Annotated in this window: 29 protein-coding genes and 3 tRNA genes; 27 read left to right on the top strand and 5 right to left on the bottom strand. The window is 28.5% G+C overall.

Going from position 1 to position 26,959, the window contains the following annotated elements:
• The first annotated feature begins 258 nt into the window (after positions 1 to 258).
• From Q5O29_RS06380 to Q5O29_RS06335, 10 genes are all read left to right on the top strand, one after another.
• A complete protein-coding gene (locus Q5O29_RS06380) occupies positions 259 to 405 on the top strand; it encodes a hypothetical protein (RefSeq protein ID WP_022212136.1) in 147 nt (48 codons plus the stop codon).
• A 129-nt stretch (positions 406 to 534) separates the two neighbouring features.
• Complete coding sequence (locus tag Q5O29_RS06375; protein ID WP_022212135.1) at positions 535 to 978, top strand: hypothetical protein; 444 nt, start codon at positions 535 to 537, stop codon at positions 976 to 978.
• 45 nt (positions 979 to 1,023) lie between these two features.
• Positions 1,024 to 1,485 carry a VanZ family protein gene (locus tag Q5O29_RS06370; RefSeq protein WP_022212134.1) on the top strand — a complete coding sequence of 154 codons (462 nt, stop codon included), beginning with the start codon at positions 1,024 to 1,026 and terminating at the stop codon, positions 1,483 to 1,485.
• A 281-nt stretch (positions 1,486 to 1,766) separates the two neighbouring features.
• Complete coding sequence (locus tag Q5O29_RS06365; RefSeq protein ID WP_022212133.1) at positions 1,767 to 3,299, top strand: AbgT family transporter; 1,533 nt, start codon at positions 1,767 to 1,769, stop codon at positions 3,297 to 3,299.
• 451 nt (positions 3,300 to 3,750) lie between these two features.
• A complete protein-coding gene (gene fusA, locus Q5O29_RS06360) occupies positions 3,751 to 5,838 on the top strand; it encodes an elongation factor G (protein WP_022212132.1) in 2,088 nt (695 codons plus the stop codon).
• A gap of 137 nt (positions 5,839 to 5,975) precedes the next feature.
• Positions 5,976 to 6,212, top strand: coding sequence for a hypothetical protein (locus tag Q5O29_RS06355; RefSeq protein ID WP_022166988.1), 237 nt, complete (start codon positions 5,976 to 5,978; stop codon positions 6,210 to 6,212).
• Between the two features lie 140 nt (positions 6,213 to 6,352).
• Positions 6,353 to 7,603 carry a competence/damage-inducible protein A gene (locus Q5O29_RS06350; RefSeq protein WP_022212131.1) on the top strand — a complete coding sequence of 417 codons (1,251 nt, stop codon included), beginning with the start codon at positions 6,353 to 6,355 and terminating at the stop codon, positions 7,601 to 7,603.
• Between the two features lie 163 nt (positions 7,604 to 7,766).
• Complete coding sequence (locus Q5O29_RS06345) at positions 7,767 to 8,711, top strand: CPBP family intramembrane glutamic endopeptidase (RefSeq protein ID WP_186835654.1); 945 nt, start codon at positions 7,767 to 7,769, stop codon at positions 8,709 to 8,711.
• Between the two features lie 125 nt (positions 8,712 to 8,836).
• Positions 8,837 to 8,912, top strand: a tRNA-Phe gene (locus tag Q5O29_RS06340).
• Between the two features lie 5 nt (positions 8,913 to 8,917).
• Positions 8,918 to 8,992 (top strand) — tRNA-Cys (locus tag Q5O29_RS06335).
• 273 nt (positions 8,993 to 9,265) lie between these two features.
• Here the strand turns inward: Q5O29_RS06335 and Q5O29_RS06330 are convergent.
• Both Q5O29_RS06330 and Q5O29_RS06325 read right to left on the bottom strand, forming a co-directional pair.
• Entirely contained in the window at positions 9,266 to 10,216 is a 951-nt protein-coding gene (locus Q5O29_RS06330) for a magnesium transporter CorA family protein (protein WP_022212129.1), read from the bottom strand.
• 106 nt (positions 10,217 to 10,322) lie between these two features.
• Positions 10,323 to 11,480, bottom strand: coding sequence for a hypothetical protein (locus Q5O29_RS06325; RefSeq protein ID WP_022212128.1), 1,158 nt, complete (start codon positions 11,478 to 11,480; stop codon positions 10,323 to 10,325).
• Positions 11,481 to 11,619: 139 nt separating this feature from the next.
• On the opposite strand from Q5O29_RS06325, the gene Q5O29_RS06320 reads away from it, so the two are divergent.
• From Q5O29_RS06320 to Q5O29_RS06290, 7 genes are all read left to right on the top strand, one after another.
• Positions 11,620 to 11,823 (top strand): sigma factor G inhibitor Gin, encoded by a 204-nt coding sequence (locus tag Q5O29_RS06320; protein ID WP_022212127.1) that lies wholly within the window; start codon positions 11,620 to 11,622, stop codon positions 11,821 to 11,823.
• 156 nt (positions 11,824 to 11,979) lie between these two features.
• The gene (locus Q5O29_RS06315) at positions 11,980 to 12,573 is read left to right on the top strand and encodes a guanylate kinase (protein WP_022212126.1); all 594 of its coding nucleotides are present in this window, start codon (positions 11,980 to 11,982) and stop codon (positions 12,571 to 12,573) included.
• Positions 12,574 to 12,750: 177 nt separating this feature from the next.
• Positions 12,751 to 13,080 (top strand): cyclic-di-AMP receptor, encoded by a 330-nt coding sequence (locus tag Q5O29_RS06310; RefSeq protein WP_022212125.1) that lies wholly within the window; start codon positions 12,751 to 12,753, stop codon positions 13,078 to 13,080.
• A gap of 20 nt (positions 13,081 to 13,100) precedes the next feature.
• Positions 13,101 to 14,033 carry a DNA polymerase III subunit delta' gene (locus Q5O29_RS06305; protein WP_022212124.1) on the top strand — a complete coding sequence of 311 codons (933 nt, stop codon included), beginning with the start codon at positions 13,101 to 13,103 and terminating at the stop codon, positions 14,031 to 14,033.
• 1 nt (position 14,034) lies between these two features.
• Positions 14,035 to 14,946, top strand: coding sequence for a stage 0 sporulation family protein (locus Q5O29_RS06300; protein WP_022212123.1), 912 nt, complete (start codon positions 14,035 to 14,037; stop codon positions 14,944 to 14,946).
• Between the two features lie 142 nt (positions 14,947 to 15,088).
• A complete protein-coding gene (locus Q5O29_RS06295; RefSeq protein WP_022168234.1) occupies positions 15,089 to 15,259 on the top strand; it encodes a DUF362 domain-containing protein in 171 nt (56 codons plus the stop codon).
• Positions 15,260 to 15,464: 205 nt separating this feature from the next.
• Complete coding sequence (locus tag Q5O29_RS06290; protein WP_022212122.1) at positions 15,465 to 16,211, top strand: peptidylprolyl isomerase; 747 nt, start codon at positions 15,465 to 15,467, stop codon at positions 16,209 to 16,211.
• 42 nt (positions 16,212 to 16,253) lie between these two features.
• On the opposite strand, the gene Q5O29_RS06285 is transcribed toward Q5O29_RS06290, so the two are convergent.
• Positions 16,254 to 16,895, bottom strand: coding sequence for an HAD family phosphatase (locus tag Q5O29_RS06285; protein WP_022212121.1), 642 nt, complete (start codon positions 16,893 to 16,895; stop codon positions 16,254 to 16,256).
• A 51-nt stretch (positions 16,896 to 16,946) separates the two neighbouring features.
• Positions 16,947 to 17,022: transfer RNA gene (locus tag Q5O29_RS06280), tRNA-Pro, on the bottom strand.
• Between the two features lie 145 nt (positions 17,023 to 17,167).
• On the opposite strand from Q5O29_RS06280, the gene Q5O29_RS06275 reads away from it, so the two are divergent.
• The 4 genes from Q5O29_RS06275 to rsmI all read left to right on the top strand — a co-directional run bounded on the left by Q5O29_RS06275 (position 17,168) and on the right by rsmI (position 20,623).
• The gene (locus tag Q5O29_RS06275; RefSeq protein ID WP_022212120.1) at positions 17,168 to 17,458 is read left to right on the top strand and encodes a hypothetical protein; all 291 of its coding nucleotides are present in this window, start codon (positions 17,168 to 17,170) and stop codon (positions 17,456 to 17,458) included.
• 179 nt (positions 17,459 to 17,637) lie between these two features.
• Positions 17,638 to 18,888, top strand: coding sequence for an NlpC/P60 family protein (locus Q5O29_RS06270; RefSeq protein WP_022212119.1), 1,251 nt, complete (start codon positions 17,638 to 17,640; stop codon positions 18,886 to 18,888).
• A gap of 144 nt (positions 18,889 to 19,032) precedes the next feature.
• Positions 19,033 to 19,776, top strand: coding sequence for a tRNA1(Val) (adenine(37)-N6)-methyltransferase (locus tag Q5O29_RS06265; protein ID WP_022212118.1), 744 nt, complete (start codon positions 19,033 to 19,035; stop codon positions 19,774 to 19,776).
• Position 19,777: 1 nt separating this feature from the next.
• On the top strand, positions 19,778 to 20,623 hold the full coding sequence (gene rsmI, locus Q5O29_RS06260) for a 16S rRNA (cytidine(1402)-2'-O)-methyltransferase (RefSeq protein WP_022212117.1): 846 nt from the start codon (positions 19,778 to 19,780) through the stop codon (positions 20,621 to 20,623).
• 42 nt (positions 20,624 to 20,665) lie between these two features.
• Here the strand turns inward: rsmI and Q5O29_RS06255 are convergent, their stop codons facing one another.
• Positions 20,666 to 20,914 carry an AbrB/MazE/SpoVT family DNA-binding domain-containing protein gene (locus Q5O29_RS06255; RefSeq protein WP_022166495.1) on the bottom strand — a complete coding sequence of 83 codons (249 nt, stop codon included), beginning with the start codon at positions 20,912 to 20,914 and terminating at the stop codon, positions 20,666 to 20,668.
• Positions 20,915 to 21,438: 524 nt separating this feature from the next.
• Between Q5O29_RS06255 and Q5O29_RS06250 the strand changes: the two genes are divergently transcribed.
• The 6 genes from Q5O29_RS06250 (at position 21,439) to acpS (ending at position 26,928) form a co-directional block, all read left to right on the top strand.
• Complete coding sequence (locus Q5O29_RS06250) at positions 21,439 to 22,023, top strand: DUF1836 domain-containing protein (protein ID WP_022212116.1); 585 nt, start codon at positions 21,439 to 21,441, stop codon at positions 22,021 to 22,023.
• Positions 22,024 to 22,146: 123 nt separating this feature from the next.
• The gene (locus Q5O29_RS06245) at positions 22,147 to 24,441 is read left to right on the top strand and encodes an ATP-dependent DNA helicase (RefSeq protein ID WP_022212115.1); all 2,295 of its coding nucleotides are present in this window, start codon (positions 22,147 to 22,149) and stop codon (positions 24,439 to 24,441) included.
• Positions 24,442 to 24,506: 65 nt separating this feature from the next.
• Positions 24,507 to 25,367: a YihY/virulence factor BrkB family protein gene (locus Q5O29_RS06240; protein WP_022212114.1), complete on the top strand. Its 861-nt coding sequence runs from the start codon at positions 24,507 to 24,509 to the stop codon at positions 25,365 to 25,367.
• A gap of 119 nt (positions 25,368 to 25,486) precedes the next feature.
• Positions 25,487 to 25,849, top strand: coding sequence for a single-stranded DNA-binding protein (locus Q5O29_RS06235; RefSeq protein ID WP_022166491.1), 363 nt, complete (start codon positions 25,487 to 25,489; stop codon positions 25,847 to 25,849).
• A 381-nt stretch (positions 25,850 to 26,230) separates the two neighbouring features.
• A complete protein-coding gene (locus tag Q5O29_RS06230) occupies positions 26,231 to 26,533 on the top strand; it encodes a DUF6514 family protein (RefSeq protein WP_022212113.1) in 303 nt (100 codons plus the stop codon).
• Between the two features lie 26 nt (positions 26,534 to 26,559).
• Complete coding sequence (gene acpS, locus Q5O29_RS06225) at positions 26,560 to 26,928, top strand: holo-ACP synthase (protein ID WP_022212112.1); 369 nt, start codon at positions 26,560 to 26,562, stop codon at positions 26,926 to 26,928.
• The last annotated feature ends 31 nt before the right edge of the window (positions 26,929 to 26,959 follow it).

Genomic DNA, 26,959 nt, shown 5'->3' with positions numbered 1-26,959 from the left:
GCACGCAGGGGGTCAAGAGTTCGAATCTCTTTATCTCCACCAAAAAGCTACGAATTATTTCGTAGCTTTTTTTGTTTTATTAAGAATTTTGATTGAAATTAATATGTCGTAAATTGAATAAAAAAATGTTTTGAAATTTATACAGATTAGTTAAATATAATATATAATTATATTAAGGTACGTATACACTAATATAAAGATAAATAATTATGAAATAATTTTACAATTATTTTTATAAAGAATTAGGGATGTGAATATATGGAAAAAAGGACTGAATTGGAGAAAATGATAGTTGAGTTAAAATTAGCAAAAAGAGAATTAGTGTTATTGGGAAAAAGTACAAATATAGTAGATGAAAAAATAAAGAATATAGAAAAGAAATTAGCCAGTGAAAATATAATGTAAGTTGGATAGTTAAAATAAAACTAGATGGTCATTAAAAATATATTTTTAGATATGTGTAATATATAAATAATCAAATGCATAATAATTGATGATAAGAGTATATTGGGATAAGTATAAGGAGGAATCGTAGTGATAAGAACTGTGGTTTGTGAAAAGGAAGGATGTAGTGGAAATATTTTTTCTATAGAATCAGAGGATGGACGATTGAAATTGATATGCAAAAATTGCTTAAGTGAATACTATTTAGATACAAATTATTATGATTTTATTATGTTATCAATTTGTTCCAAGTGTAATAATGATGGTTTTAAAATTTATAGAGATACAGAAAGTAATAATGTTTACCTTAAATGTTCAAAATGTGGCTCACCTCCAGAAAAAATATATATAGATGTGGATGGAAATCAAATATCATATGAAACAAAAGTATTAAATGATGTTAAAGATATTTTATACAAAATTGAACAAAGGATATATGGAATGGAAATAAAGATACAAGATTTGCAAGGAAGCCAAAATATATTAGAGGAATCTTTAGCATATATTAATAAATATTTAGTTGAAAAGAATTAATAAGTTATGTTATGTAACAAATGATTTAGAGAATAGGGAGAAGTAATGAAACAGAAACAGAAAAAGCAAAAGAAGAAATTAATTTCATGGATATTATTATTAGCATGGATGGCTTTTATATTTTATATGTCACAACAAACAGGACAAGTCTCATCAGGGCAAAGTGGAAAAATAGTCTTATTATTATCTAAAATAGGTATTGAAATATCAAAAGATAATATAAGTAATATAACATTTATTATAAGAAAGTCAGCACATTTTACTGAATACTTTATTTTATATATTTTGTTATTTAATGTAATTAAACATTATATTCATACTAAGAAGATAATATTATATTCTATTATGGGAGTTATAATTTATGCTGTTTCAGATGAGCTTCATCAGTATTTTGTACCAGAAAGAAGTTCAACAATTAAGGATGTTTTTATAGATAGTTGTGGTGGAATTGTAGCTTCTATAGTTAATAATTTATTTTATAAGATCAAAAATATGATAAAAATTTAATCTGTGAAACTATCAATAATTAAAAATTGCATTATTGATAGTTTTTTTAATAAAAGAATATAATTATAAATAACTATATTGTTAAAAAATATTTATAATAAGTTGTAAATATCATATTATTAATCATATTATTTAACATATAAATGGGAAAAATGCATAATTTTAATAAAAAATGTTTGATTTTATTACTATATCAATATATAATAAAAACATAGTAAATGAAATTTTAATAAAACTAAATTGCAAAATTAAAATTTGATAAAACTTAGGAGGAGTATGGGATGAATGAGAACAAAAATAAAAAAGGTTTTCTAGGTGCTGTTGAGAGAGTAGGAAACGCTTTACCACATCCAGCAATTATTTTCTTATTATTATGTGTAATAATAGCAGTGGTATCACATATATGTGCTAAATTGGGCGTATCAGTTACTTATACAGGATTAGATAGAGCAACAAATGAAATAAAAGAAATGTCTTCATCAATTGTAAGTTTGCTTAGTCCTGAAGGAATAAGATATATGTTTACTTCAGCTGTAACAAACTTTACAGGGTTTGCACCATTAGGTACAGTGCTTGTTGCAATAATTGGTGTAGGTGTAGCTGAAGGATCAGGATTAATAGGAGCTTGCTTAACAAAACTAGTAAGTAGTACACCTAAAAGATTAATAACTCTAGTAGTTGTTTTTGCAGGAGTAATGTCAAGTATAGCATCAGATGCAGGATATGTAGTTTTAATACCTTTAGGTGCTGTTGTATTTATGAGTTTTGGAAGACATCCATTAGCAGGTATTGCTGCAGCATTTGCAGGAGTATCAGGAGGTTTTAGTGCTAACCTTATGGTTGGATCAACAGATGCTTTATTATCTGGAATTAGTACTGAAGCAGCTAAAATGGCAGATGCAACTGCAAAAGTAGGAATTACTGACAACTGGTATTTTATTATGGCATCAACAGTACTAATAACTATTTTAGGAACAATAGTGACAGAACTTATAGTTGAACCAAAACTAGGTAAATATAAAGGTTCTGTAACGGAAACATTAGAAGATTTAACTGTAGAACAAAAAAGAGGCTTAAGATTTGCAGGAATTGCCTTAGTATTATTCTTAGTAGGTATGGCATTATTAGTTGTACCAGGCAATGGAGTATTAAGAAATCCTAAAACAGGAGAAATTCTTACGTCACCATTTATGTCATCAATAGTTATAATTATTTCTTTATTATTCTTAATTCCAGGGATTGCTTATGGAATTGGTTCTAGAGAAATAAAGAATAGTAACCAAGTAGTTAATTTAATGAGTAAAAGCATGTCTTCTATGGGATCATACATAATATTAGTATTTTTTGCTGCTCAATTCGTAGCATACTTCAGCTATACAAATATTGGGACTGTAATAGCTGTTCAGGGAGCAGATTTCTTAAAGAATATAGGGTTAAAAGGAATTCCGTTAATATTATTATTTATACTTGTTGCAGCATTTATTAATATATTCATGGGATCAGCTTCAGCAAAATGGGCAATAATGGCACCAATATTTGTACCAATGTTAATGGAAATGGGTTATTCACCAGCTCTTACTCAAATGGCTTACAGAATTGGGGATTCATCAACTAATTTAATATCTCCATTAATGAGTTACTTTGCATTAATAGTAGCATTTGCACAAAAATATGATGATGAATCAGGAGCAGGAACTATAATTTCAACTATGTTACCTTATTCTATGGTATTCTTAATAGGATGGTCACTACTATTAGTAGTATGGTTTGTTTTAGGTCTTCCATTAGGACCAGGAGTAGGAATGGGAGTTTAAATTAATGATGAATTATGAGTAATGAATTAATGTACAAGCTATATAAATAGATTACAAATATTTTAAAGAATTATTTAGTATAAAAAAGAACTATATCAGATTAAAATGGAACCTATAAGATAGACACTTATAAAAGAGGTATATATATATAGGTTCTTTTTTATACGTAAAGATAATTTAGGGGTAAGGTATAAGGAGAAATATTAAATAATAAGTAATATAAATTAAAATGGATAAATACTATTAATTAAGGGAATAATTTTATAACAATAGAAAGTAAATAAAATACTTTTAGAAATATTATGAGGCTTGTACTATTTGAACATATTAAAACATAAAAATTTAATAGATATTTATTAAGTTAAATAGTTTTAATATAAATTATATAAATATTATATATAAGAAAGGCAGGTGAAAGATAGTACTTAGGGCAAGTATTATCTAAGATATCATGAAAAACTACAATTTTGAAAGTTTAAGAAATGTAGGTTTGATAGGACATGGTGCTACAGGAAAGACATCATTAGCAGAGGCATTACTATATTATACAGGCACTACTGATAGACTTGGAAAAAATGAAGATGGAACCACTGTAATGGATTACGAAGCAGAAGAAAAAAAGAGAGGTATTTCTTTATCAACTTCTGTAGCTTGTGTTGAATCTAATAATACAAAGATTAATATAGTTGATATGCCTGGATATTTTGATTTTGAAGGCGAAATGATACAAGGAATGAAAGCAGTAGATATAGCAACAATTGTAGTATGCGCTGTATCAGGTGTTGAAGTAGGAACGGAAAAAGCATGGAAGTATTGCAATAAAGTAAATATTCCAAGGGCATTTTTTATTAATAAAATGGATAGGGAAAATGCAGATTTTGATAAGACATTAGAACAAATGAAAGAAAAATTTGGTCTTAGCATAGTACCAATAGAATATCCAATTGGTAAAGAAGAAAATTTTACTGGTGTAGTAAATATAATTTCACAAAAAGCATTTAAATTAGACAATAAAACTAAAAAAATGGTAAGTATAGATATTCCTGCAGATCTTATTGATAAAGTAAATGAATGTAGACAAATGATAATGGAAACAGTTGCTGAGACTGATGAAGAATTATTAGAAAAATATTTAGAAAATGGAAAACTTAGTGATGAAGATATTTATTCAGGATTTATAAAAGGTTGTTCTGATGGAGAGATAGCTCCTGTATTATGTGGAAGTGCTACGAAAGTAGTAGGTATCAAATCAATGTTAGAAAATATTATAGGATGTTTCCCATCACCTAGATACTCACGTGCTCATAAAGCATTAGATATTGATACTGGTGATGAAATTTATATTAAGGTTGAAGAAGATAAACCATTTTCAGCTTATGTATTTAAAACTATAGCTGATCCTTTTGTAGGAAAGATTTCATTGTTTAAAGTAATTACTGGCAAATTAAATGGAGATGCTGTAGTAAAGAACACTAATAGTGGCAAGCAAGAAAAATTATCTCATTTATTCTTTATGAGAGGAAAAAATCAAATTGTTACTGATGAAATAATTGCTGGAGATATAGGTGCAGTAGCTAAATTACAATTCACATCAACTGGAGATACTTTATGTAGTCAAGAGATTAATATTAAATATGATAAGATTAAGCTTCCTGTACCAGTTATGTCAATGGCAATACTTCCCAAAACAAAAGGTGATGAAGAAAAGATTTCTTTAGCATTATCTAAACTTATTGAAGAGGATCCTGTTTTTAAAATTGAAAGAGATAAGGAAAATGCAGAGACAATAATTTGGGGTTTAGGAGAAACTCATTTGGAAGTAATAGCTAGTAGGATAAAGAATAAATTTGGAGCAGATGTTATTTTACAGACTCCAAAGATTCCATATAGGGAAACTATTAAAGGAAAGTCTGATGTTCAAGGTAAATACAAGAAACAATCAGGAGGACATGGTCAATATGGAGATGTTAAGATAAAATTTGAACCAAGAAATGATGGTGAATTTGATTTAGATTTTGTTGATAAAGTAGTAGGTGGAGCTGTTCCAAGAAACTTCATACCAGCGGTAGAGAAAGGATTAAGAGAATGTATGTCCAGTGGTGTCTTGGCTGGATATCCTGTTGTAGGAGTGAAAGCTACATTATATGATGGATCATACCATCCAGTTGATTCTTCAGAAATGGCTTTTAAAATAGCAGCATCTATTGCTTACAAAAAGGGGTTAGAAAGTGCAAAGCCAATCTTATTGGAACCTATAATGAATGTAGAAATTAAGGTTCCAGATGAATACATGGGTGATGTAATGGGAGATATAAATAAAAAGAGAGGTAGAGTTATGGGAATGGAACAAGTAGGTGATGAACAGAAAGTTATTGCGGAAGTGCCTATGGCTGAAATGTTTAATTACGCTACTTCATTAAGAGCAATGACTCACGCAAGAGGAAGTTATGTAAGTTCTTTTGGTAGATATGAAGAAGTTCCTGAATCAGAACTAATAAAGATATTAAATGAAGCAAAGAAATTAAAGGCAGAAGCTTAAAATAATAAGAGGTGGAGTATAATTTCACCTCTATTTTCTATTAAAATATATTACGAATGAATAAAATATAATTTATTTACATAAATTATTATTGAGTAAAAATATAGATGGACTAAAGTAGTAGGAGGATATTAAATATGCCTGACTATAGAATGGATATAAAGGGAAAGTTAGGACTAGGAGAATATAGTGATATATATGACTATATGGGAATAGTTGATAAAAATGATAATTTTACAATTACTTTAGATGCATCAAATAAACAGCACATAAATATAATTACTTCGATGCTAAGAGAAGGAAATTTTGTAATAATAGATCAAGGAATTGATACTCTTGGAGGTTATTATATTAATGCTAATAAGTATAAATAATATATCTCTAGAGCTTTAAGCTTTAGGGATTTTAAATTTGTAAAAATAAAAACATAAAGATTTAATTATATTATGATATTAATTAATTGGATATTGATGGTATAATTCAATTAGAAGTAAATTGAATTGAGGTGAAAAATGTGAAAGCAGAAATAATAGCAATAGGTTCAGAAATATTGTTAGGAGATATTGTAAATACAAATGCACAGTATTTATCTAGAGAACTTGCTACTTTAGGAATAGATGTATATCATCAGCAGGTAGTTGGTGATAATGAGGAAAGATTATTAAAGGCATATGATGAAGCATATAAAAGAAGCGAGCTTGTAATAACAACTGGTGGCTTAGGACCAACACAAGATGACATTACTAAGGAGTCAGCAGCAAAGTACTTTAACAAAAAATTAAAGCTTGATGAAAATACTTTAAAAGGTATTGAGAAATATTTTAATAAGCAAGGTCGTGAATTAAAAGGAAATAATATTAAGCAGGCATATTTTCCAGAAGGTGCGATAATAATGCCTAATAGCTGTGGAACAGCCAGTGGTGTAATTATAGAAGAGGGAAATAAGAAAATGATAATATTGCCAGGGCCACCAAAGGAAATGGAAAGTATGTTTAATGAGCAAGTACTTCCTTACTTAGAAAAGTTAACAGATTGTGTGCTTAGATCAAAGATGCTAAGAATTTTTGGAATAGGTGAAAGCTTCATGGCAGAAGAGCTAGCTTATCTTATTGATAATGGAAAAAACCCAACGGTTGCTCCTTATGCTAAAGGTGTAGATGTTAGCTTAAGGATAACAGCTAAAGGAGAAACTGAAGAGGAATGTTTAAATTTAATTGAACCAGTGGAGGCGGAAGTGAGGAAGACACTTAAAGACAAAGTGTATGGAGAAGGAGAAATTACCTTAGAGTATAAGGTAGCAGAAATGTTATGTAAAAGCAATTTAACCATTTCCACAGCTGAATCATGTACAGGGGGAATGATTGCTGCTAAGCTAATATCATATCCAGGAGTTTCACAGGTATTTCTTGAAGGTGCTGTTACATACTCCAATGAAGCTAAGGTGAGGAGACTTGGTGTTAAGAAAGAAACCTTAAATTTATATGGTGCAGTAAGCAAAGAAACTGCCAGGGAAATGGCAGAAGGTATATGTAGAGAAAGTGGATCAGATATTTCAGTAGTTACAACTGGTATTGCAGGACCAGGTGGTGGAACAAAAGAAAAGCCAGTAGGTTTAGTATATATAGGATTATGCTTTAAAGGGGAAACAGTAGTAGAAAAGTTTATCTTCCAAGGAGAGCGAGATAAGATTAGAGAAAGAGCTACTATGAATGCATTAAATCTATTAAGGCTAAAAATCATTGAAAAAGGATATTGTAGGGAATAAGAAAAAATAATCCCGTTAATCAAATGATTAAGGGGATTATCTTGTATATAAATAAAATGGGGGAGAGGCGATTAATTATGAAGCTTTATCCACTTCATTTATATTATTATCATATAAAACTATAAATATACATTATTGCAAAGTAGATTTACAGTTAGGGGGAATGTTTTTGAAAAAATTGAAGGAGGCTAATATATACTTTTTAGTTATATTGCTATTAGGTATTTTTTCGGCTTATCCATTATCATATATATTTAGTATTTTAAATATTACAGACTATAGAATGAAATTGTTTATTACACATTTAACCATATTTATAATGCCAGCAATTATTTATTTATTATTATCACCAAGAAGTATAAAAGACACTTTAAGGATTAATAAGCTTTATTTTAAAGATGCATTATTATTGATATTATTGGCATTTGTTTGCCAACCAATGGTCACATTGTTATCTTTAATATCACAATTAGTGTTTCCTAATAATGTTGCAATGGTGATTACATCTATTATAGATACTCCATACCTTTTATTCTTGTTATTGTTTGCTGTTATGCCTGCTATAACTGAAGAAATTACTATTAGGGGAGTGGTTTTAGCTGGTTATGATGATGAAAACATCTTTGTATCAGCGGTGGTTACAGGATTGTTCTTTGGAATTATGCATTTAGATGGACAACAATTTTTATATGCAGTAGCATTAGGGATTATATTAGCATTAGTTGTTAGAATTACTAAAAGTATATTTTCTAGTATGATTATTCATTTTATCATCAATGGTACATCTGTAACATTGTCAAAGTTAATGGAGTTATTGCCAGCAAGTGAAGAGGAATTGCAGGCAGTAAGTGAAGTTACTTTAAAAAATGTACCTAATTCAGTAGTTTTAGGAGCAATATTCTTTTATGCTATTTTAACTATAATTTGCTTTGTAGCTATATATTTTATTTTTAAAAAGCTTATATCATTAAATATAAAGAGAAATATACTAACAAGAGAAGAGGTAAGAGTAAAAAATAGTTTGATGAAAAGTATAAAGGATGTAGTAAACTTACCATTAGTCTTAATAATAGGAATATATATTATCTATATGAATTTTTTTAGTTAATTAAAATAAATTATATATTATTTAATTAATCAAATAGGTGAAGAAGTAGTATATTAAGCAGAAAAAAACAATATTAACAAAAATATTGACATAATTATAGGAATATAATATAATAAAATTGTTAAGGCTCGATAGCTCAGTCGGTAGAGCAGAGGACTGAAAATCCTCGTGTCCCTGGTTCGATTCCTGGTCGAGCCACCAGGTATGGCGCTATAGCCAAGTGGTAAGGCAGAGGTCTGCAAAACCTTTATTCCCCGGTTCAAATCCGGGTGGCGCCTCCATAAAACCTACAAGTTAATCTTGTAGGTTTTTTATTTTTTTAAAATAAAATAATAGATAGTTAATAGTTGATAACAGAAAAAAAATTGAAAATATAATATAAGGATTTTAATGAAAAATTATCAATTATAAAGTTATTAACATAAAAACAAAACATATCCACAGGCTCGTGAGAGTTTTGTGTGGATATGTTTTTTATTTTGGAAAGGCATATATTTTGATTAATAATATTATATGTAGAAGAAAAATATATATTTATAAGATAATAAAAATTTTTAATTGAACATATCTTTTTTATATAATATTATAGCTGCTCCGCCAGTTAGCAGAAGGGTAAAGATAATAATGGCATTAAAGGCTCCAGGATTGCTTTCCATATTGCCAGGGAAAGGAACATTCATACCAAAGATTCCTCCTATTATAGTTGGAATAGCCATTAATATAGTAACAGAAGCAAGGACCTTCATTACTATATTAAGATTATTAGAAATTACAGAAGCAAAAAAGTCCATGGTACTAGCTAATATATTACTATATATATCAGTCATTTCGATAGCTTGTTTATTTTCAATTATTACATCCTCTAATACATCTTGATCTTCTTCATACTTTTGCATTATTTCTAATTTAAGCATCTTTTCTAAGGTGATTTCATTTGCCTTAAGAGATGTAGAGAAATAAACTAGTGATTTTTCTAGTGAATGAAGTTGGATAAGTTCACGATTTTTCATAGACTTATGTAATCTTTTTTCAATCATAAGACTCTTTTTATCTATTTGTCTAAGATAAATTAAGTAATAAGTTGAGATTCTATTTAGAATTTGTAATATAAATCTAGATTTTTTATATGAAAAGAATGATTTAACACGTCCATTAATAAAGTCTGTAAGTATTCTGCTGTTTTTTAAGCATACAGTAATTATTTGCTTTTCAGTATGAATTATTGCCAGTGGATATGTATCATAAGTTAGAGAGTTATCCTCCATTTCTGTAAAGGGTATATCTACTACTACTAGTGTACAATTTTCTTCAAAATCTATACGAGAAGTTTCTTCATCATCTAGAGGTGCCCTTAGAAAAGTAAGAGGTACTCCAGTTTTTTTAGATACTAATATAAGTTCTTCCTCAGAAGGGGCAACAATATTGATCCAGCATCCTGGTTCAATAGAATCTAAAGCTTTCAATGTTGAATCAGATTCATTTAAGCTTTTATATATTTGAATCATAAATAACCTCCAGAAACATGTTAATTTTATTTATAGTATATCATAATAAAATTTACCGGTATATAAAAAGAGGCTTAAGGAAAGAATGCTTAAGCCTCTTTAAGAGTTATTTAAAAACATTATAAAATTCTTCTTTAACTTCAGATAAAAGATCGTTTTTTTCAATTAAATCAAAAGCGGTAAATGCTAAAGCAGCAGAAGCTTTAATACATTGATCCATAGCAAATTTACTAATGGTGCAATCACCAAAAGCTTTAGAGCCATATTTGATAGATGCATCTTCTGTAATTCGATAATAAGGATGAATGCAAGGAACTTTTCGGCTTACAGCTCCAATACTTAAACCAGAATGAACATTTTTAGGAGCACCTATAGTTATTTCTCCATTTTCTTTTAAGTTATGACTGAAAAGCCTATTTAAGGTACGATTAGTAAGTAGCTCTTCGTTTGGAGGCTCATATAAAGAAATAGTGTGTTTAACATGAATGAGATTTGAAACATCCTTCACTATTTCTCTTAGCTTATTTTCAGCTAAGGTAGCCATTTCAGTGTTATTAGCCCTTATATAAAACTTAGCTTCACTTTCTAGTGGTAACATTAAAGGTGTATAGCCACCTTGGGAAAGGATCGAATTTATTTCTACTTCTTTTGGGAAGCCCTTTAAGAGAGCATTTAAAATATTAAATGTTAAAAGTACTGCATCAAGGGAAGTATAAACATCATTATTTAAAAAGCTTAGTCCACTATTACCTATAAAGTTAATTTTTAAAGGTATAATTGCAGAAGATGTTCCACTTTCACAAGTAGTTAAATCAGGATGAGTCATCATTACCACATCTATATCATCAAAAATACCTTGTTTAACCATTATAGATTTTGTTCCACCTAGATATTCACCAGGGCAACCAATTAATATTGATGTTCCACCAATTTTATTAATAATGTTTCCTAAAGCTATAGAAGCTGCAATAGAGGTAGTTGCTACAAGATTGTGTCCTGTAATATGCCCTTCTTCAGGAACTGCATCATACTCACATAAAAAGCATATCTTAGGATATCCATTTCCTTTGCTGGCATAAAAAGATGTTTCCAAGTCTAAAAAGTTTTTTTGTATATTAAAATTATGAGTACTTAAAAAATTTGTTATATAGTCATAGCATTTAAATTCTTTATAGCTAGGTTCAGGATTAGTATATAAATATTTGTTTAATTCAAAAAGTTCATCATAATGCTCATGTAAATAGCTTATTATTTCTTGTTTCATAAATACTCCTCCATTAAATTTATTAATATTATTATTTTCCCTTAAACAGTATAAAATATTTATAAAAAAGTACTATTCATTGAATAAATTCTCTTAATGTGGAAAGAAATATAATATAAAAGTAACGGAGGGATGTATTATGGTAATTAAAAACAAAGATATTATTAAAAATAACAAAAAATGTATTGTATGTGATGATGATTGTGGTGCAGGAAAATTAACTATTTTAGGAAAGTGCATTTGTAATGAATGTGTAGATAAAATTACAATTATGGATATGGACAACCCAGAATATTATAAGATTAAAGAAAAAATAAAAAATAAACTTATAAAGCATTTATAATGAAAAATTACTATACATTAATAGTGCTTTATAGTAATATAATTATGACTCATTTTTATATAGTTCATTGAGGATTGTATAAATAGATGAGTTATTTTTATTTGTAATACTAATGACCATAATGTAATGATATTAGTATATTTTCTGGAGGAAATTATGGGGAAGATATTTTGTTTAATGGGAAAAAGTAGCTCAGGAAAAGATACTATCTTTAAAGAAATAAGCAATAAAAATGAGCTAAGTTTAAAGCCCATAGTCTTATATACTACTAGACCTAAGAGGACTAATGAAACTAATGGTGTAGAATATTTCTTTATTAATGAAGATAAATTAGAGCAATTTAAAAATGAGGGAAAAATTATTGAGTGTAGAAGATATGATACAGTACATGGTCCATGGTATTATTCAACAATAGATGATGGACAGATTGATTTAGAAGAAAGTAATTATATAGCTATAGTTACTTTAGAAGCATATAATAGTTTTAGAAGTTATTTTGGTACTGAAAAAGTTTATCCAATATATATAAATATTGAAGATGGATTAAGGCTTGAAAGAGCACTAATAAGAGAAAGAAATCAAAAAAATCCAAATTATAATGAGTTATGTAGAAGATTTTTAGCAGATTCTGTCGATTTCAGTCTTGAAAAACTTAAAGAATCACGTGTAAATAAAGAATACATAAATATAGACTTGCAAAAATGCATAGAAGATATAATAAGAGATATAAAGAGAGAAATGCAAAGCTAAAAATGAAGCTTTGTATTTCTCTTTAAGTTTACATTTTTAATTTTTGTATAAAATAGAAAAATATAGGGATATTAATAAAAAGAAAATAAATATATGTTGAAAGTGAATAATATATTATTAACTGGCCAAATATTATGATAAAATATAATAAAGAGAATTGAAAATGAGGTGGTTATTATGAAATTGGTCTTAGCTATAGTGCAGGATGACGATGCACTGGATTTAATCGAAGAATTAAATGATAAGGGATTTAGGGTAACAAAATTAGCAACAACAGGCGGATTTTTAAAATCAGGTAATACCACATTAATGATTGGGGTAGAAATTGATAAAGTAGATGTAGTAATAAACGTTATTGAAGAAGTTTGCAAGAAAAGAAAACAGGTAGTATCAACACAACCAGGATTATCAGGAGAAAATGGTATGTATATGCCTTTTCCTTTAGAAGTTGAAGTTGGTGGAGCCACTGTTTTTGTAATTGATGTAGATAAGTTTGTAAAGATATAAAAATAAAAAGAGGTGCTTTAATGAGAAATTTTATTGGATATAGTAGTCTTATAGAAAACTTTAAAAGTAGATGTAGTAATGGAAATCTTTCTCATGCACAGCTTATTTCAGGTGAAGATGGTATAGGAAAAAGTATATTAGCAGAGATATTAGGCAAGTTGATTTTAAATGGAGATATAAATAGGGAATATGTAGATATAATCAATTATAAGCCTATTAAAACTTCTTTTGGGGTTGATGATGTAAGGGATATTATAGATGAAGTAAATAAAAAGCCTTTTGAAGGTGATAAAAAAGTTATTATTATTCATCAAGGAAATAAGCTTACAATTCAAGCACAAAATGCATTGTTAAAAACTATAGAAGAGCCCCCAACAGAAGTATACATAATAATTTTATGTGAAAGTTTAGAATTAATCTTAGATACTATTAAATCTAGATGCGAAATATATAAATTAACACCTTTAACAAAAGATGAACTATATAAATATATGGCAATAAAAGGATATGAGTGTAGTGAGGAAGAAAAATTATCAGCAATAGCTTTCAGTGAAGGAATACCTGGAAGAATAGATAGATATTTTAGTGATACAGAGCTACAGGAGTTGAGAGATAAGATTGTGGACTTGCTTTTACAATTGACTAATAATGAAATAGAAGCAATTTTAGAAAAGGAAGAGCAATTGGTTTCATATAAACAAAATAAGGAAGAAGTAGTAAATGTATTATCTTCATTTATAAGAGATATATTAGTAAATAAAGAAGTTTATAATGAAAATTTAATTATAAATAGAGACAAAATTAGGTCAATAGAAAGATTAACTAATGAGATGTCTTTTAAAAAACTAAATAAAATGCTATTAGGTTTGCAGGAAGCCAGAAAGAATATTAAAAATAATGTTAGTTGGGCAATGACTGTAAGAATAATGCTTATGGACTTTATGGAGGGTTAAAATGATTAAAGTTATAGGAGTACGATTTAAGAAAGCTGGCAAGATATATTATTTTGATCCAGCAGGTTTAGATATAGAAAAGGGAAACTTTGTAGTGGTAGAAACAGCTAGAGGAATAGAATTTGGTGAATGTGTCATTGGGTTAAAGGAAATAAATGAAAATGATGTAATTGCACCACTAAAAAGTGTATTAAGAGTTGCTACTGTCAGTGATATAGAAAAACATAATCAAAATAAGGAAAAGGAAAAAGATGCTTTCAGTATATGTTTAAAAAAGATAGCTGAACATAAGCTTACCATGAAGCTTATAGATGTAGAATATACTTTTGATAATAATAAGGTAATATTCTATTTCACAGCAGATGGAAGGGTTGACTTTAGAGAGTTAGTAAAAGATCTTGCAACAATATTTAAAACACGTATTGAACTAAGGCAGATAGGTGTAAGAGATGAGGCTAAAATGCTGGGAGGACTTGGACCTTGTGGTAGACCAATGTGTTGTTCAACATTCTTAGGAGACTTTGCTTCTGTTTCAATAAAAATGGCTAAGGAACAAAATTTATCACTGAACCCAACGAAGATATCAGGAATATGTGGAAGATTAATGTGTTGTTTAAATTATGAGCAGAGTACATATGAAGATATTAGAAAAAGAATTCCAAAAGTAGGTTCTATTGTAAAAACAGAAGGTGGAACTGGTGTGGTAGTTTCTAATAATATAATTAAGGAAAGTGTAAAAGTAAAATTAAAATGTAAAAAGACTGAAGATGAAGTTTTAGAAGATTATAAAATTGAAAATATTGAACTATTAGAAGGAAGCTATGAAGATTCAGTTGATGATTCAGATATTAAATTAGAAGTTACATCTGAAGAAGATAGAAAATTGATGAAAGACTTAATGAAAGATAGATAGAATTCCAATTTAAAAGAAATTAATAACAATATTTAATATTTATATGAGAAAACAACAAAGCTGGTCTTTATAGACTTGAAATGAATAGTGGATATGATAAAATAGATATGTAGAGTTATTAAATAATGGGAGGTGTTTTTAAATGGCTTTTTCAATTCAAGATTCATGCATTAGCTGTGGTGCTTGTGCTGCAGAATGTCCAGTAGATGCTATATCTCAAGGAGATACTCAGTTCGAAATAAATGCTGATGTTTGTATTGACTGTGGTAACTGTGCAAATGTTTGTCCAGTTGGAGCACCAGTTCAAGAATAGTGTGGGGGGGACTGAAAATCCTCGTGTCCCTGGTTCGATTCCTGGTCGAGCCACCAGGTAAAAGCACTAACATATGTTAGTGCTTTTTTTAACGCTTAGGAAAGCATAAAAAAATAAGATAAAATACATTTTTTATCAAAAAAAGAAAAAAAGTATGATATAATATTGAAAACTATATCATATTAGGTTGAAAAGGAGAAAAAGAATGGATAATAAAGTTTTAGTAACTATAGCAGGAAGAGAAATTACAGAAAAAGATTTAGAGGCAATAATTTCAAGATATCCTCAAGATAAAAGAGCATATTTTGATTCAGAAATGGGAAGAAATCAATTATTAGAACAATTAGTTTCTTTTGAATTAATGAATAAATTAGGAACTGAAATGGAATTGGATAAGACTGAAGAGTATAAATCAGCATTAGAACAAATGGAAAGAGATTTATTAACTCAAATGACAATCAATAAAGTATTATCAGATGTTACTGTAACAGATGCTGATGCAGAAACTTTCTACAATGAACATGAAGAAGAATTTAAAACACCAGAAATGGTTTCTGCAAAACACATATTAGTAGATTCAGAAGAAAAAGCAAAAGAAATAAAAGAAAAGATTTCAAATGGAGAAATATCATTTGAAGAAGCTGCTGGACAATTCTCAACTTGCCCATCAGGGCAACAAGGTGGAGATCTTGGAGAGTTTGGTAGAGGAATGATGGTTCCAGAATTTGAAGAAGCTGCATTTACTTTAGAATTAAACACTGTAAGCGAACCAGTTAAGACTCAATTTGGATATCACTTAGTAAAAACAGAATCTAAGAATGAAGCAACAGTAGCTAAATTTGAAGATGTTAAAGAACAAATAATTGGAAACTTAATGCAACAAGCTCAACAAAGCAAATACGCTCAATTAATGAAAGAATTAGAAGCTAAATACCAAGTTAAAAGAGCTTAGTTAATCATTGATAATTAAAGAAGGAGTGCTTAGCACTCCTTTTTATAGTAGTTCTTTATAGCTATATATGTATTTGTCAGCTTTTTCTTTTAATATATTTAAATCTTTTTCAGATGCTTTATCATAAACAGCAGTAACATTCATGCCAGCTAGCTTGGCCCCACCTACAGCAGCTACGATATCTTCGTATACCATACAGTTGACAGGATTAACATTAAGCTTTTCAGCAGCTAGTAGGTATATGTCTGGATTATCTTTACCTTTTTTTACTTCATCTGTAACGGTAATAGAGTCAAATAAGTCATAAATTCCATTGTTTTTTAATGTAGCTTCTAATAATGGTTTTGAATTACTTGTAGCTAAAGCTATTTTAATGCCAGCTTTTTTTAAGCTATGTAAATATTCCATAGCACCTTCTTTTAGAAAAACATTATTAGAATACTCATTATAGGCCATTTCATGCCATTCATCCATTATAGCTTCTACTGAATCATCAATAGAAAATGTGGTTTTAAAATATTGGGCTACTTGTTTAAAGCTTAAATGAGTTATGTTATCTTTTAAATTTTCAGGAACAGTATATCCTCTTTTTTTCAAGAATTCCATATCTATTCTTTCCCATACCCACATAGAATCCACAAGTGTACCATCTAAATCAAATATTGCAGCTTTTATTGTATCCATATTAAATCTCCTTTATAAAATGCAAAAAAAAAGATAGGTTTTAGCCTATCTTGGTCGGGGTGACAGGGATCGAACCTGCGACCTCATGGTCCCAAACCACGCGCGCTCCCATCTGCGCCACACCCCGTAGTACATTTATTATTATAGTCCACAAAATTATAAGTGTCAACATGTAATTTAAAAATTGTTGAAGAAAATTTAAAAATAGCGTAATATGTTGTTTAAAAAGAGACAATATATAATAATATATGAAGATTTGGAGGAGAAATACTATGGGAATTGAAAGTATTATAATATTATTTGGAAGTATAGGATTTGTTTTAATGGGTTTTTTTGCCTTATATGTCAGCACTAAAGAAAATAGAACAACAAAAGAGCAAAAACAGTACATAAAAGTTAATGGGCTTCTAAATATAGCAATAGGGGCTATAGGTACTATTATTGGAACAGTATCAATATTTTATAAGGATAGTAGCAGGATAGCAATCATTATTTTCATAATTGCAATTTTTATAACAACAATAATTCAATTATTTATAAGTAAAAAGTATAAGATTAAGTAAAATCAATGAAAATATATGAATAGTAAAAATGAAAAATGACAGAAAAGTGATATTAAGGATGCTTTTATAATAGCTTTAATCCTTAAATATTAAAAATTACCATTGAATGGGGTTACCATAAATGATATAATAGTAATGAATCACTAAGTAGAGGGGGAAGGTCATAAGACCAATGAAATATGAAGAAAAAAGTATTATCGGCACTATTGACGGCAACATTAATATTTGGTATGGGAATGCCAACTTTTGCAACACCTAATGAAGAAGTGATAGAAAATCAAGCAAGATATGATGAATTGACAGATAAAATAGATGAAACAACAGCGCAAGTATACGCATTAAATGCAGAAATAGAATCCTTAATGGAAACTATAGAAAATAATAAGTCTGAAGTTGAAGAAATTAAAATAGAGGTTGAAAATACTGAAAAGGAAATAGAAACAACTAAAGCAGAAATAGAAAAAAATGAAGAAGTTTTAGGAAAGAGAATTAGAGAGTTTCAAAAGTCTGGTGGACAAGTTAACTATTTAACTCTTTTATTTAGTGCAAAAAGCTTTAATGAATTAATCAGTAAAATTGACTCTACAACAAGAATAGTTAATATTGATAAAGAACTTATATCTGAGTTAGAAGAAAAGAAAGCAAATTTAAATAAAAAAGTAACTGCATTAGAAGAAAGAAAAGCAGAAGTAATTAGGCTTACAGAAGAAAACGAAGCAGCACTAGCTGAGTTAAATACTAAGAAGGCAGAGCAAGAAAATGCTATTGAGCAATTAAATGCAGAACAAGAAGAATTTGAAAAGAACTATTTAGCAGTATCAGAAAGAAAATTAGTAGCTTATCAACAATCTGTATTAGAAACATCTAATGATAAGAATGAATTACAATCTGCTATAGATCAATTAACAAGCATAAGAGATAATCAAATAAAAAGTGAAATTGTAAAACAAGAAATATCAGATTCTATATACTATGGAACAATTAAATTAGAAGAAATAATAGAAGCAGAAGAAGCAGCTAAGGTAGCAGCACAACAACAAATTTCATCTCCAAATAGAGGGGAAATTACATTAGGAACTGCATCATCAGCTTATGGAAGTTCTATAGTGAGCTATGCATATAATTTCATAGGAGCTGAATATGTATATGGCGCAGCAGGTCCAGATATATTTGATTGTTCAGGATTTACAAGCTATGTATATGCAAATGCAGCAGGATTAAACATAACAAGAACTACTTATACTCAAATGGAAGTTGGGTCACCTGTATCTTATGATGAATTACAACCAGGTGATTTAGTGTTCACTTATGGTGGAGACCATGTTGGTATCTATGTAGGTGGAGGACAATATATTCACGCACCACAACCAGGTGATAGAGTTAAGGTAGGTAATATAACATCATTCTATTGTGCAAGAAGAGTATTATAATTAGTATTATGGACTAGGAAAGAGCTTTCTAGTCTTTTTATATTTAATTAAGTTTTCTAAAAAGCAGTTTTTGTGTATACTATATAGATATAATATAAGAAAGAATTAAAAGATATAGACACAATTTTGGAGGAACTATAATTTATGGATATAAGTATAAATAAGGATGAGAGAATTGATGATTTAGATTTAAAAGGTCTTAAGATTATACAGAAAGAAAAAGCTTTTAGATTTGGTATAGATGCTGTATTATTATCGGATTTTGCCAATGTTAAATCAAAGCATAGGGTAATAGATTTATGTACTGGTACAGGTATAGTACCTTTCCTTCTTTATGGAAAATATAATCCCAAGGAAGTTTGGGGAATTGAAATTCAAGAAGAAATGGAAGAAATGGCAAGAAGAAGTTCAAAATTAAATGGAACAGAAGATATAGTTAAATTTAAATGTGCTGATTTAAAGGATAAAAACCTTGTAAAAGAGTTAGGAAGGTTTGATGTATTGACGGTAAATCCTCCATATAAGTTAAATAATTCAGGTATAGTAAATCCAAACGATAAGTTAGCAATTGCTAGACATGAAATTCTTTGCAATTTAGAAGATGTAATTGTTGCAGCTAGAAGGTTACTTAAAGATAATGGAAGAATGTTTATTGTACATAGACCAGAAAGATTGGCAGATATATTTAGCTTAATGAGAAAATATAATATTGAGCCAAAGAGAGTAAAAATGGTACAGCCTAATGTAAATAAGGAACCTAATATTGTATTAGTGGAAGGTCAGAGAGACGGAGGAGCATTTTTAAAATGGGAAAAGCCTTTATATGTTTATGATGAAGAAGGAAATTTCAGTAGAGAGATAGATGAAATATATGGAAGGGTGAAATAATATGAGTAAAGGTAAATTATATTTAGTACCAACACCAATAGGAAACCTAAAGGACATTACTTTAAGAGCTTTAGAGGTTTTAAAAAGTGTAGATGAAATTGCAGCAGAAGATACAAGGCAAAGTTTAAAACTTTTAAATCACTTTGAAATTAAAAAGCCACTTTTTAGTTACCATCAGCATAATGAACAAGGAAAAAGTGAGCAAATAATAAATAAATTAGAAGATGGAATAAGTATAGCATTAGTTACTGATGCTGGTACTCCAGGAATATCAGATCCAGGGAGTGTAATAGTAAGTAAATGCATTGAAAACAATATAAATTTTGAGGTTCTTCCAGGAGCAACAGCAATTACAACAGCTCTTGTATACTCAGGACTAGACACAACAAAGTTCGTTTTTAGAGGCTTTATTCCAAGAGAAACTAAAGAAAGAAAAATTCTTATTGAGGAAATTAAAGATAAAAAAGAAACATTAATATTTTATGAATCACCACATAGGTTATTGGATACATTAAGTTTTTTAAAGGAGTCTTTAGGTAATAGAAATATTGCTGTATGTAGAGAACTTACAAAGTTACATGAAGATATATTTAGAGGAGCTTTAGAAGATGCATATAATAACTTTTTAGAGAATAAACCAAGAGGAGAATTTGTATTAGTACTGGCAGGAAAAAGCGAAAGTGAAATAAAGGCGGAGCTGGAAGAAGAATTTAGTGCTTTTACAGTGGAAGAGCATCTTAAGGATTTAATAAATAAAGGGATGGATAAGAAAGAAGCAATCAAGACTGTTGCTAAAATGAGAAACATTCCTAAAAAAGAAGTATATAAGATTGCCATAGATTTATAAAATTAAAAAGCTAGTGAAATTCACTAGCTTTTTTATGTACAATTATTTGTTATCTGTCTTTAATTCGTTTAAGCAATTTTTGCAGATATTTTTACCTTTGTAGTTAACTACATCTCTAGCATCTCCACAGAATATACAAGCCGGTTCATATTTCTTTAATATAATTTGTTCTCCGTCTACGTATATTTCTAATGCGTCTTTTTCTGCTATATCTAAAGTTCTTCTTAATTCTATTGGAATAACGATTCTTCCTAGTTCGTCTACTCTTCTAACAACTCCAGTTGATTTCATTTATAAATTCCTCCTAAAACAAGTTTCGACATTTTGTAGATTTATCTTACCAAATATGTAATATAAAGTCAATATAATTAATATAAAAAATATTAAATTATAGAAAATAATTGATATTTTTTACTTACTAATAAACTATACTACCATATATTTGAAAAGTCAAGTTTAATTTTCAAAATAAATAGTTAAATTTTTCGTGATTAAAATGACTTGTATACTGAAATAGTAAATGTGTTACATAAATGATTTAAAAATATTAAAAAATAGAATATAAAATAAGAAAATAATGTAAAAATAAATTTATTGCATCTGTATACATAAATTGTAAAAGTTTACTAGTAAAATATCAATAATAAATAAAAAAATCAATAATAAATTGGAAATAAAAAAGAATAATCAAAATATAGATATAAATATTAAAAAGAGTGAAAAAACTTATTAAATAGGTAAATAAACTTGTAATAAGTTTATATTTACTATATAATGGAGATAGTAATATAGAGAAAGATAGGTGAAGATGCGTGATGAAAAAGATGGATATGGATTATATACAGCAAGTAGCGGATCAAATAGAAGATAACATAATGATATCTTACGATGATTTACCTAAGTATGATCTTTTTTTATCTCAAGTTATTGATTTTTTGAATGATAAGTTTATAGATGATAAATATACTAATAACATAGTGCAGAACTATATAAAAAGTGAAGTAATAAGTAAGCCGGAAGATGGTAAAAAGAGGGGCTATACAAAGATACATTTAGTTCAGCTAGTATTATTAAGTTATATGAGACCAATACTTACTACTGAAGAGATTAAAAAGGTGTTTAGCTTAGCTTTCAATGAAATTAATGACAGATCAGATGATATAATATCTTGGGAAACTGCTTACAAGATATTTTCAGAGACACAAAGTCAGAGCATAAGAGAAGGTATCGCAGAAGATATTGTAGATGAAGAAAAGTTAAATAACATTATAAGAGACCTTAACCTAAATGAAAAAGATGAAAATAGCATAAGGACTTTCGTAGTGGTTATTTCATTAATAGCTCAAGCAAGTGCTATAAAGAAGCTAGTACAAAAGATAGTAAATGAATACCATTCATAAAAGACTACATATATATTTATAGTAGTCTTTTTTTCTTAAAAAGGAGATACTAGAAAGAGATTATAAAAAATATAATGTTATTAATAGAATTAATTATTTTTAAGATTTAGGAAGGCAAAGGTTATGGCACAAAAAGTAGTGATAATGGAATCTGTAAGAGGCATAGTGGAATACGTGTTAAAAAGTGGTAGCCTAGATGATAGATTTATGTCCATAAGAAGAGCTATGGAAGGAACTATAGCTCATGGAAGACTTCAAAAAGATAATGAAAATATTTATGAAAATTATCAAAAGGAAGTAAAGCTTCAATGGGGATTCGTTAGAGATGATATTGAGCTTATAATTGAAGGACGCACTGATGGAATTATAAAGGAAAGAGATATTATTGTAATAGAGGAAATAAAATCTACATATAAAAGCTTAATATATATAGAAGAAGATTATAATGAGCTACATTGGGCTCAAGGAAAATTTTATGGATACATATATTGCAAGGAAAATAATTTAGCGGAAATAAGAATACGTTTAAGCTATTATAATTTGAATACAGATGAAGTAAAGAGCTTTGAAAAGAAATTCAAACTTACAGAATTAGAAGCTTTTGTTTCAGAGTTAGTTGAGAGATATATGAAGGCTGCTTTTTTAAAAATAGCCTTAATAGAAGAAAGGAATGAAAGCATAGAGAAAATGGAATTTCCTTTTCTAACTTATCGAAAGGGTCAAAGGGAGCTAGCAGTAACTTGTTATAATACCATCAGGAATAACGGTATATTATTTGCTCAAGCGCCTACAGGTATAGGTAAGACAATATCAACAATATTTCCAGCTATAAAGGGGCTAACAAACAATATGGGAGATAGGATAGTGTATTTGACTTCTAAGACTATTACTGGAGTAGTTGCAGAAGAAGCATATGCTATGCTCATAAAGAATGGATTAAAGATAAAGGTAGTAAGTATAACAGCAAAGGAAAAAGCTTGCTTAAATGATGAAGTAAAATGTAATGCTGATGATTGTAAGTTTGCAAGAGATTATTTTTCTAAAGTGGATGATGTTATTGAAGATATTATAAGCCATGAAAACATAATATCAAGAGAGGTAATAAGAAAATATAGTGAAAAATATCAAGTGTGTCCCTTTGAATTATCATTGGATCTTACAGAATGGTGCCATGCAATAATATGTGATTATAATTACGCTTTTGATAATAGAGTAAGGTTAAAAAGGATTTTTGAAGAAGATAATAAAAGTAATGTTATATTAGTTGATGAATGTCATAACTTAATTGATAGAGCTAGAGCAATGTATAGTGGAGAAATTCTTAAGAGTGATGTAGTGCAAATAAATAAGATTTTAAAGGGAAAGGTTCCAGCTCTTTATAAAGCTTCAAATTTAATAAATAAGGAACTGATAGAGATACGAAGGGAACTTGAAGAAAACAGCCTAAGGGTAATATATAAAAATATTCAGTATAAAGAACTCATTAAGGCAATGCAGTTATTTATAAGTGTAGCAGATGAGTATTTGGTAAAAGGGAAAGGTACAGATGGATATGATGAAGTAATGGACTTTTATTTTAAATGTAGAAGTTTTGTTAGTATAAATGAATTGTATTCAGATAAGTATAATACAATAATAGAGAAAGCCAAAAATGATTTGAAAGTTAAGATATTTTGTATTGATCCCTCTGATAATATTAAGAAGATAATAAGTTCTTCCTATGCAACAATATTATTTTCAGCTACTTTATGGCCTATGAAATATTATATAGATTTACTAGGTGGAGATGATAAAAGTTATAGATTAAGATTAGATTCACCTTTTAAAAAAGAAAACTTAAAAACATTTATTTCGCCCTTAAATATGAAGTATAGCATGAGGGAAAATAATATATCTAAATTATGTGAATTAATTTATAGATTTAATGAGGAAAGTCCCGGAAATAATATAGTTTTCTTGCCATCATTTGAGTATCTTAAGAAGGTAGCTGAAAGCTACGAAAAAATATATAGTAATAATGAAAATATATTAGTACAAAAAGAAAATATAAATGAAGTAGAAAAGGAAGAGTTTTTAGCAAACTTTAGAGAAAATTCTAAGGTGTTGGCATTTGCAGTTGTAGGTGGCATGTTTTCAGAAGGAGTAGACCTTCCAGGAAAAAGGCTGAGTGGAGCTGTTATAGTTGGCGTAGGATTTCCTAAAATATCTATAGAAAATGATATAATAGCAAGTTATTTTGATGAAAAAGGATTTGACTATGCATATACTTACCCAGGAATAAATAAAATTTTGCAATGTGCAGGAAGAGTTATTAGAACTGAAGAGGATAAAGGAAGTATCTTATTAGTAGATAATAGGTACCTAAGCAAAAAGTATAAAGATATGCTACCAACAGCTTGGCAAATTGAATCATGGTAAAATAATGAATTAAAGGATATAATAAATATTATTTATATTAAAGAGAAAAAAGTAGTGGTGATGTAATGAAAAAAGAAGAAGTTAAAAAAAGGAGATCAGCCTTTGACTTTATAATATATTTTATTATTAAAGTAAATAATGATGATATTTTTGCTTTAGGAGCCCAGTTAGCTTATTATTTAGTTTTATCATTTTTTCCTTTTTTAATATTTGTTATGACTCTAATTGGATATATCAATTTAGATTCCATGAAGATAATAGAGGGATTAGCAAGAGTGCTTCCAAGTAATGTGGTGGAGCTTACTTCAAGTGTAATAATTGATGTTGTTGAAAAACAACATGGAGGGTTGTTAGGGGCATCTGCTACATTGACTATATGGTCTGCATCTTCAGCTTTTAGAGCAATTTTAAAAGGTGTTAATAAGGCATATAATATTAAAGAAAATAGATCATTTATAAAAAGGTGTATAATTGCTATAATATGCACTATAGCATTGGCATTTACAATTATGCTTACTTTAGCAACTTTAGTATTTGGAGATGTTTTAAGTAAATATATATTAAAATATATTCCATATAATGACTTTATTCATAAGTTGTGGGATTTATTGAGATATTCCATTGTTATAGTGGTAATGATAATTATTTTTGCGGCAATATATCGATATACACCTTCTAAGAGAACTGATTGGAGCGAAGCTATACCAGGAGCTGTTTTTGTAACATTAGGATGGATAGTGGTTTCATTAGCATTTTCATTTTATGTAAATAATTTTGCCAATTACTCACGGATATATGGAAGCTTGGCAACAATCTTTGTTTTAATGACGTGGTTATATATAAGCTCCATAATTATAATAATAGGTGGGGAAATAAATTCAGTCCTAGGTATAAGAAAAGACCAATTAGATAAGAAATTTTTATAAAAAACTTCTCATGAATTATGAGGAGTTTTTTATATATTTATATAAAGAGTTTTTACTAAATGAATAAAAGAGAAATTAATGGTTATACTGTTAGATAAAGTATTCAGGAGGTGTTATACATGAATAAAATTGTGTTATTAGGTAAGCTTATTAAGGACCCTGAACTAAAAACAATTGAAAATGGGGAAAAAAGCTTCACCAGATTTATAATTGCTGTGGATAGGAATTTTAAATCTGCCGATGGAACAAGGAAGGCTGATCTTATTCCAGTTACTATATGGGGAAGGAAAGCCGAAGTTATATGCAAATATATGACTAAAGGAAGCTACATAAGTTTAAGTGGAAGACTTCGTACAGGAAGCTATGAAGATAAGGAAGGAAATAAGAAATACATAGCAGAAGTTGTTGCGGAAGACTTCAAGTTCGTAGGAAATAGGAGAGTAGATAAAGAAAGTTCTGATGCCATAGGCAATGAACAATAATATCTTATATAAAGTTTTCTGTAATGTTTATGACATTATAATAAAGGAGTAAAAGAATAATTAAAGTCTCATAATTTTATAAAATAATATAGTGTACGTTTTGCTAAATGTATACATATAATTATGAGGCTTTGTTTTTTACAAAAAAACTTTAAAATTCAGATTAACTTTCTAAAGGACGTATTATCGACAACGTTTATTTTTAAGAGAAATGATAATGGGATATTATTAAATAATAATATGGGTAAAAAAGTAAAAAATAAAGTATAATGTAGAAAATAAAAGAAAAATTTATTTCTTTACAGAACAATCTTTGACACATTTTAATACATTAATGTGTTATCTTTGATGTATGGAAGTTATGTTAAGGGGGAGATAACTTTGGTTGTAAAAGAATGTTTTGATATCACAGTGGAAAAAGAAAATTGTAAGATGAATTACTTCTATAGAATGACTTTTGGAAGATTTAAAGGTAGACAGGCATACGGTATAGAAGTAGAAAGACAAGACGTTATAAATGGAGGTTTGGTTAATATAGAAAGAAATAGTGTAAATAATATTTCTACCGATAAGGAAAAGGTTAAGAGATTATTTGATTTAGTATCAAAGAATAATGTTTCACCTATACATTTAATAGATGTCATAGGAGAATATGTTGACGAATACGTAAGTGATTTTAATTAAAGGATACAGCATAGGCGGAGGCAACTATGATCTTAGGAATTGGCACAGATATAATAGAAATAGAGAGAATTAAAGTAGCAATTGAAAGAACACCTAGTTTTTTAAGTAAGGCATTTACTGAAAAAGAAAGAGAACTTTTTAAATCAAAGGGAATGAGAGTAGAGACAATAGCAGGGAATTTTGCAGCTAAAGAAGCACTTAGCAAAGCTTTAGGAACAGGATTTAGAGGTTACAACCTTAAAAATTTTGAAATATTAAGGGATAACTTAGGAAAACCTATAGTTAATATTTCTAAAGAAGTTAGAGATAAAATTGGTGATAGAAAATTAAACATAAATGTTTCTATATCTCATAATAAAAGCAATGCCATAGCTTTTGCAATTGTGGAGGAATAAATATGTACATAATGTTTAAGGAAATAGTAAG

This window comes from Clostridium sp. CAG:265 (assembly GCF_000436575.1).
Classification (GTDB): Bacteria; Bacillota; Clostridia; order Clostridiales; family Clostridiaceae; genus Clostridium; species Clostridium lentum.
The sequence above is the reverse complement of the archived record's forward strand: the minus strand, read 5'-3'. Positions and strand labels throughout refer to the sequence as shown.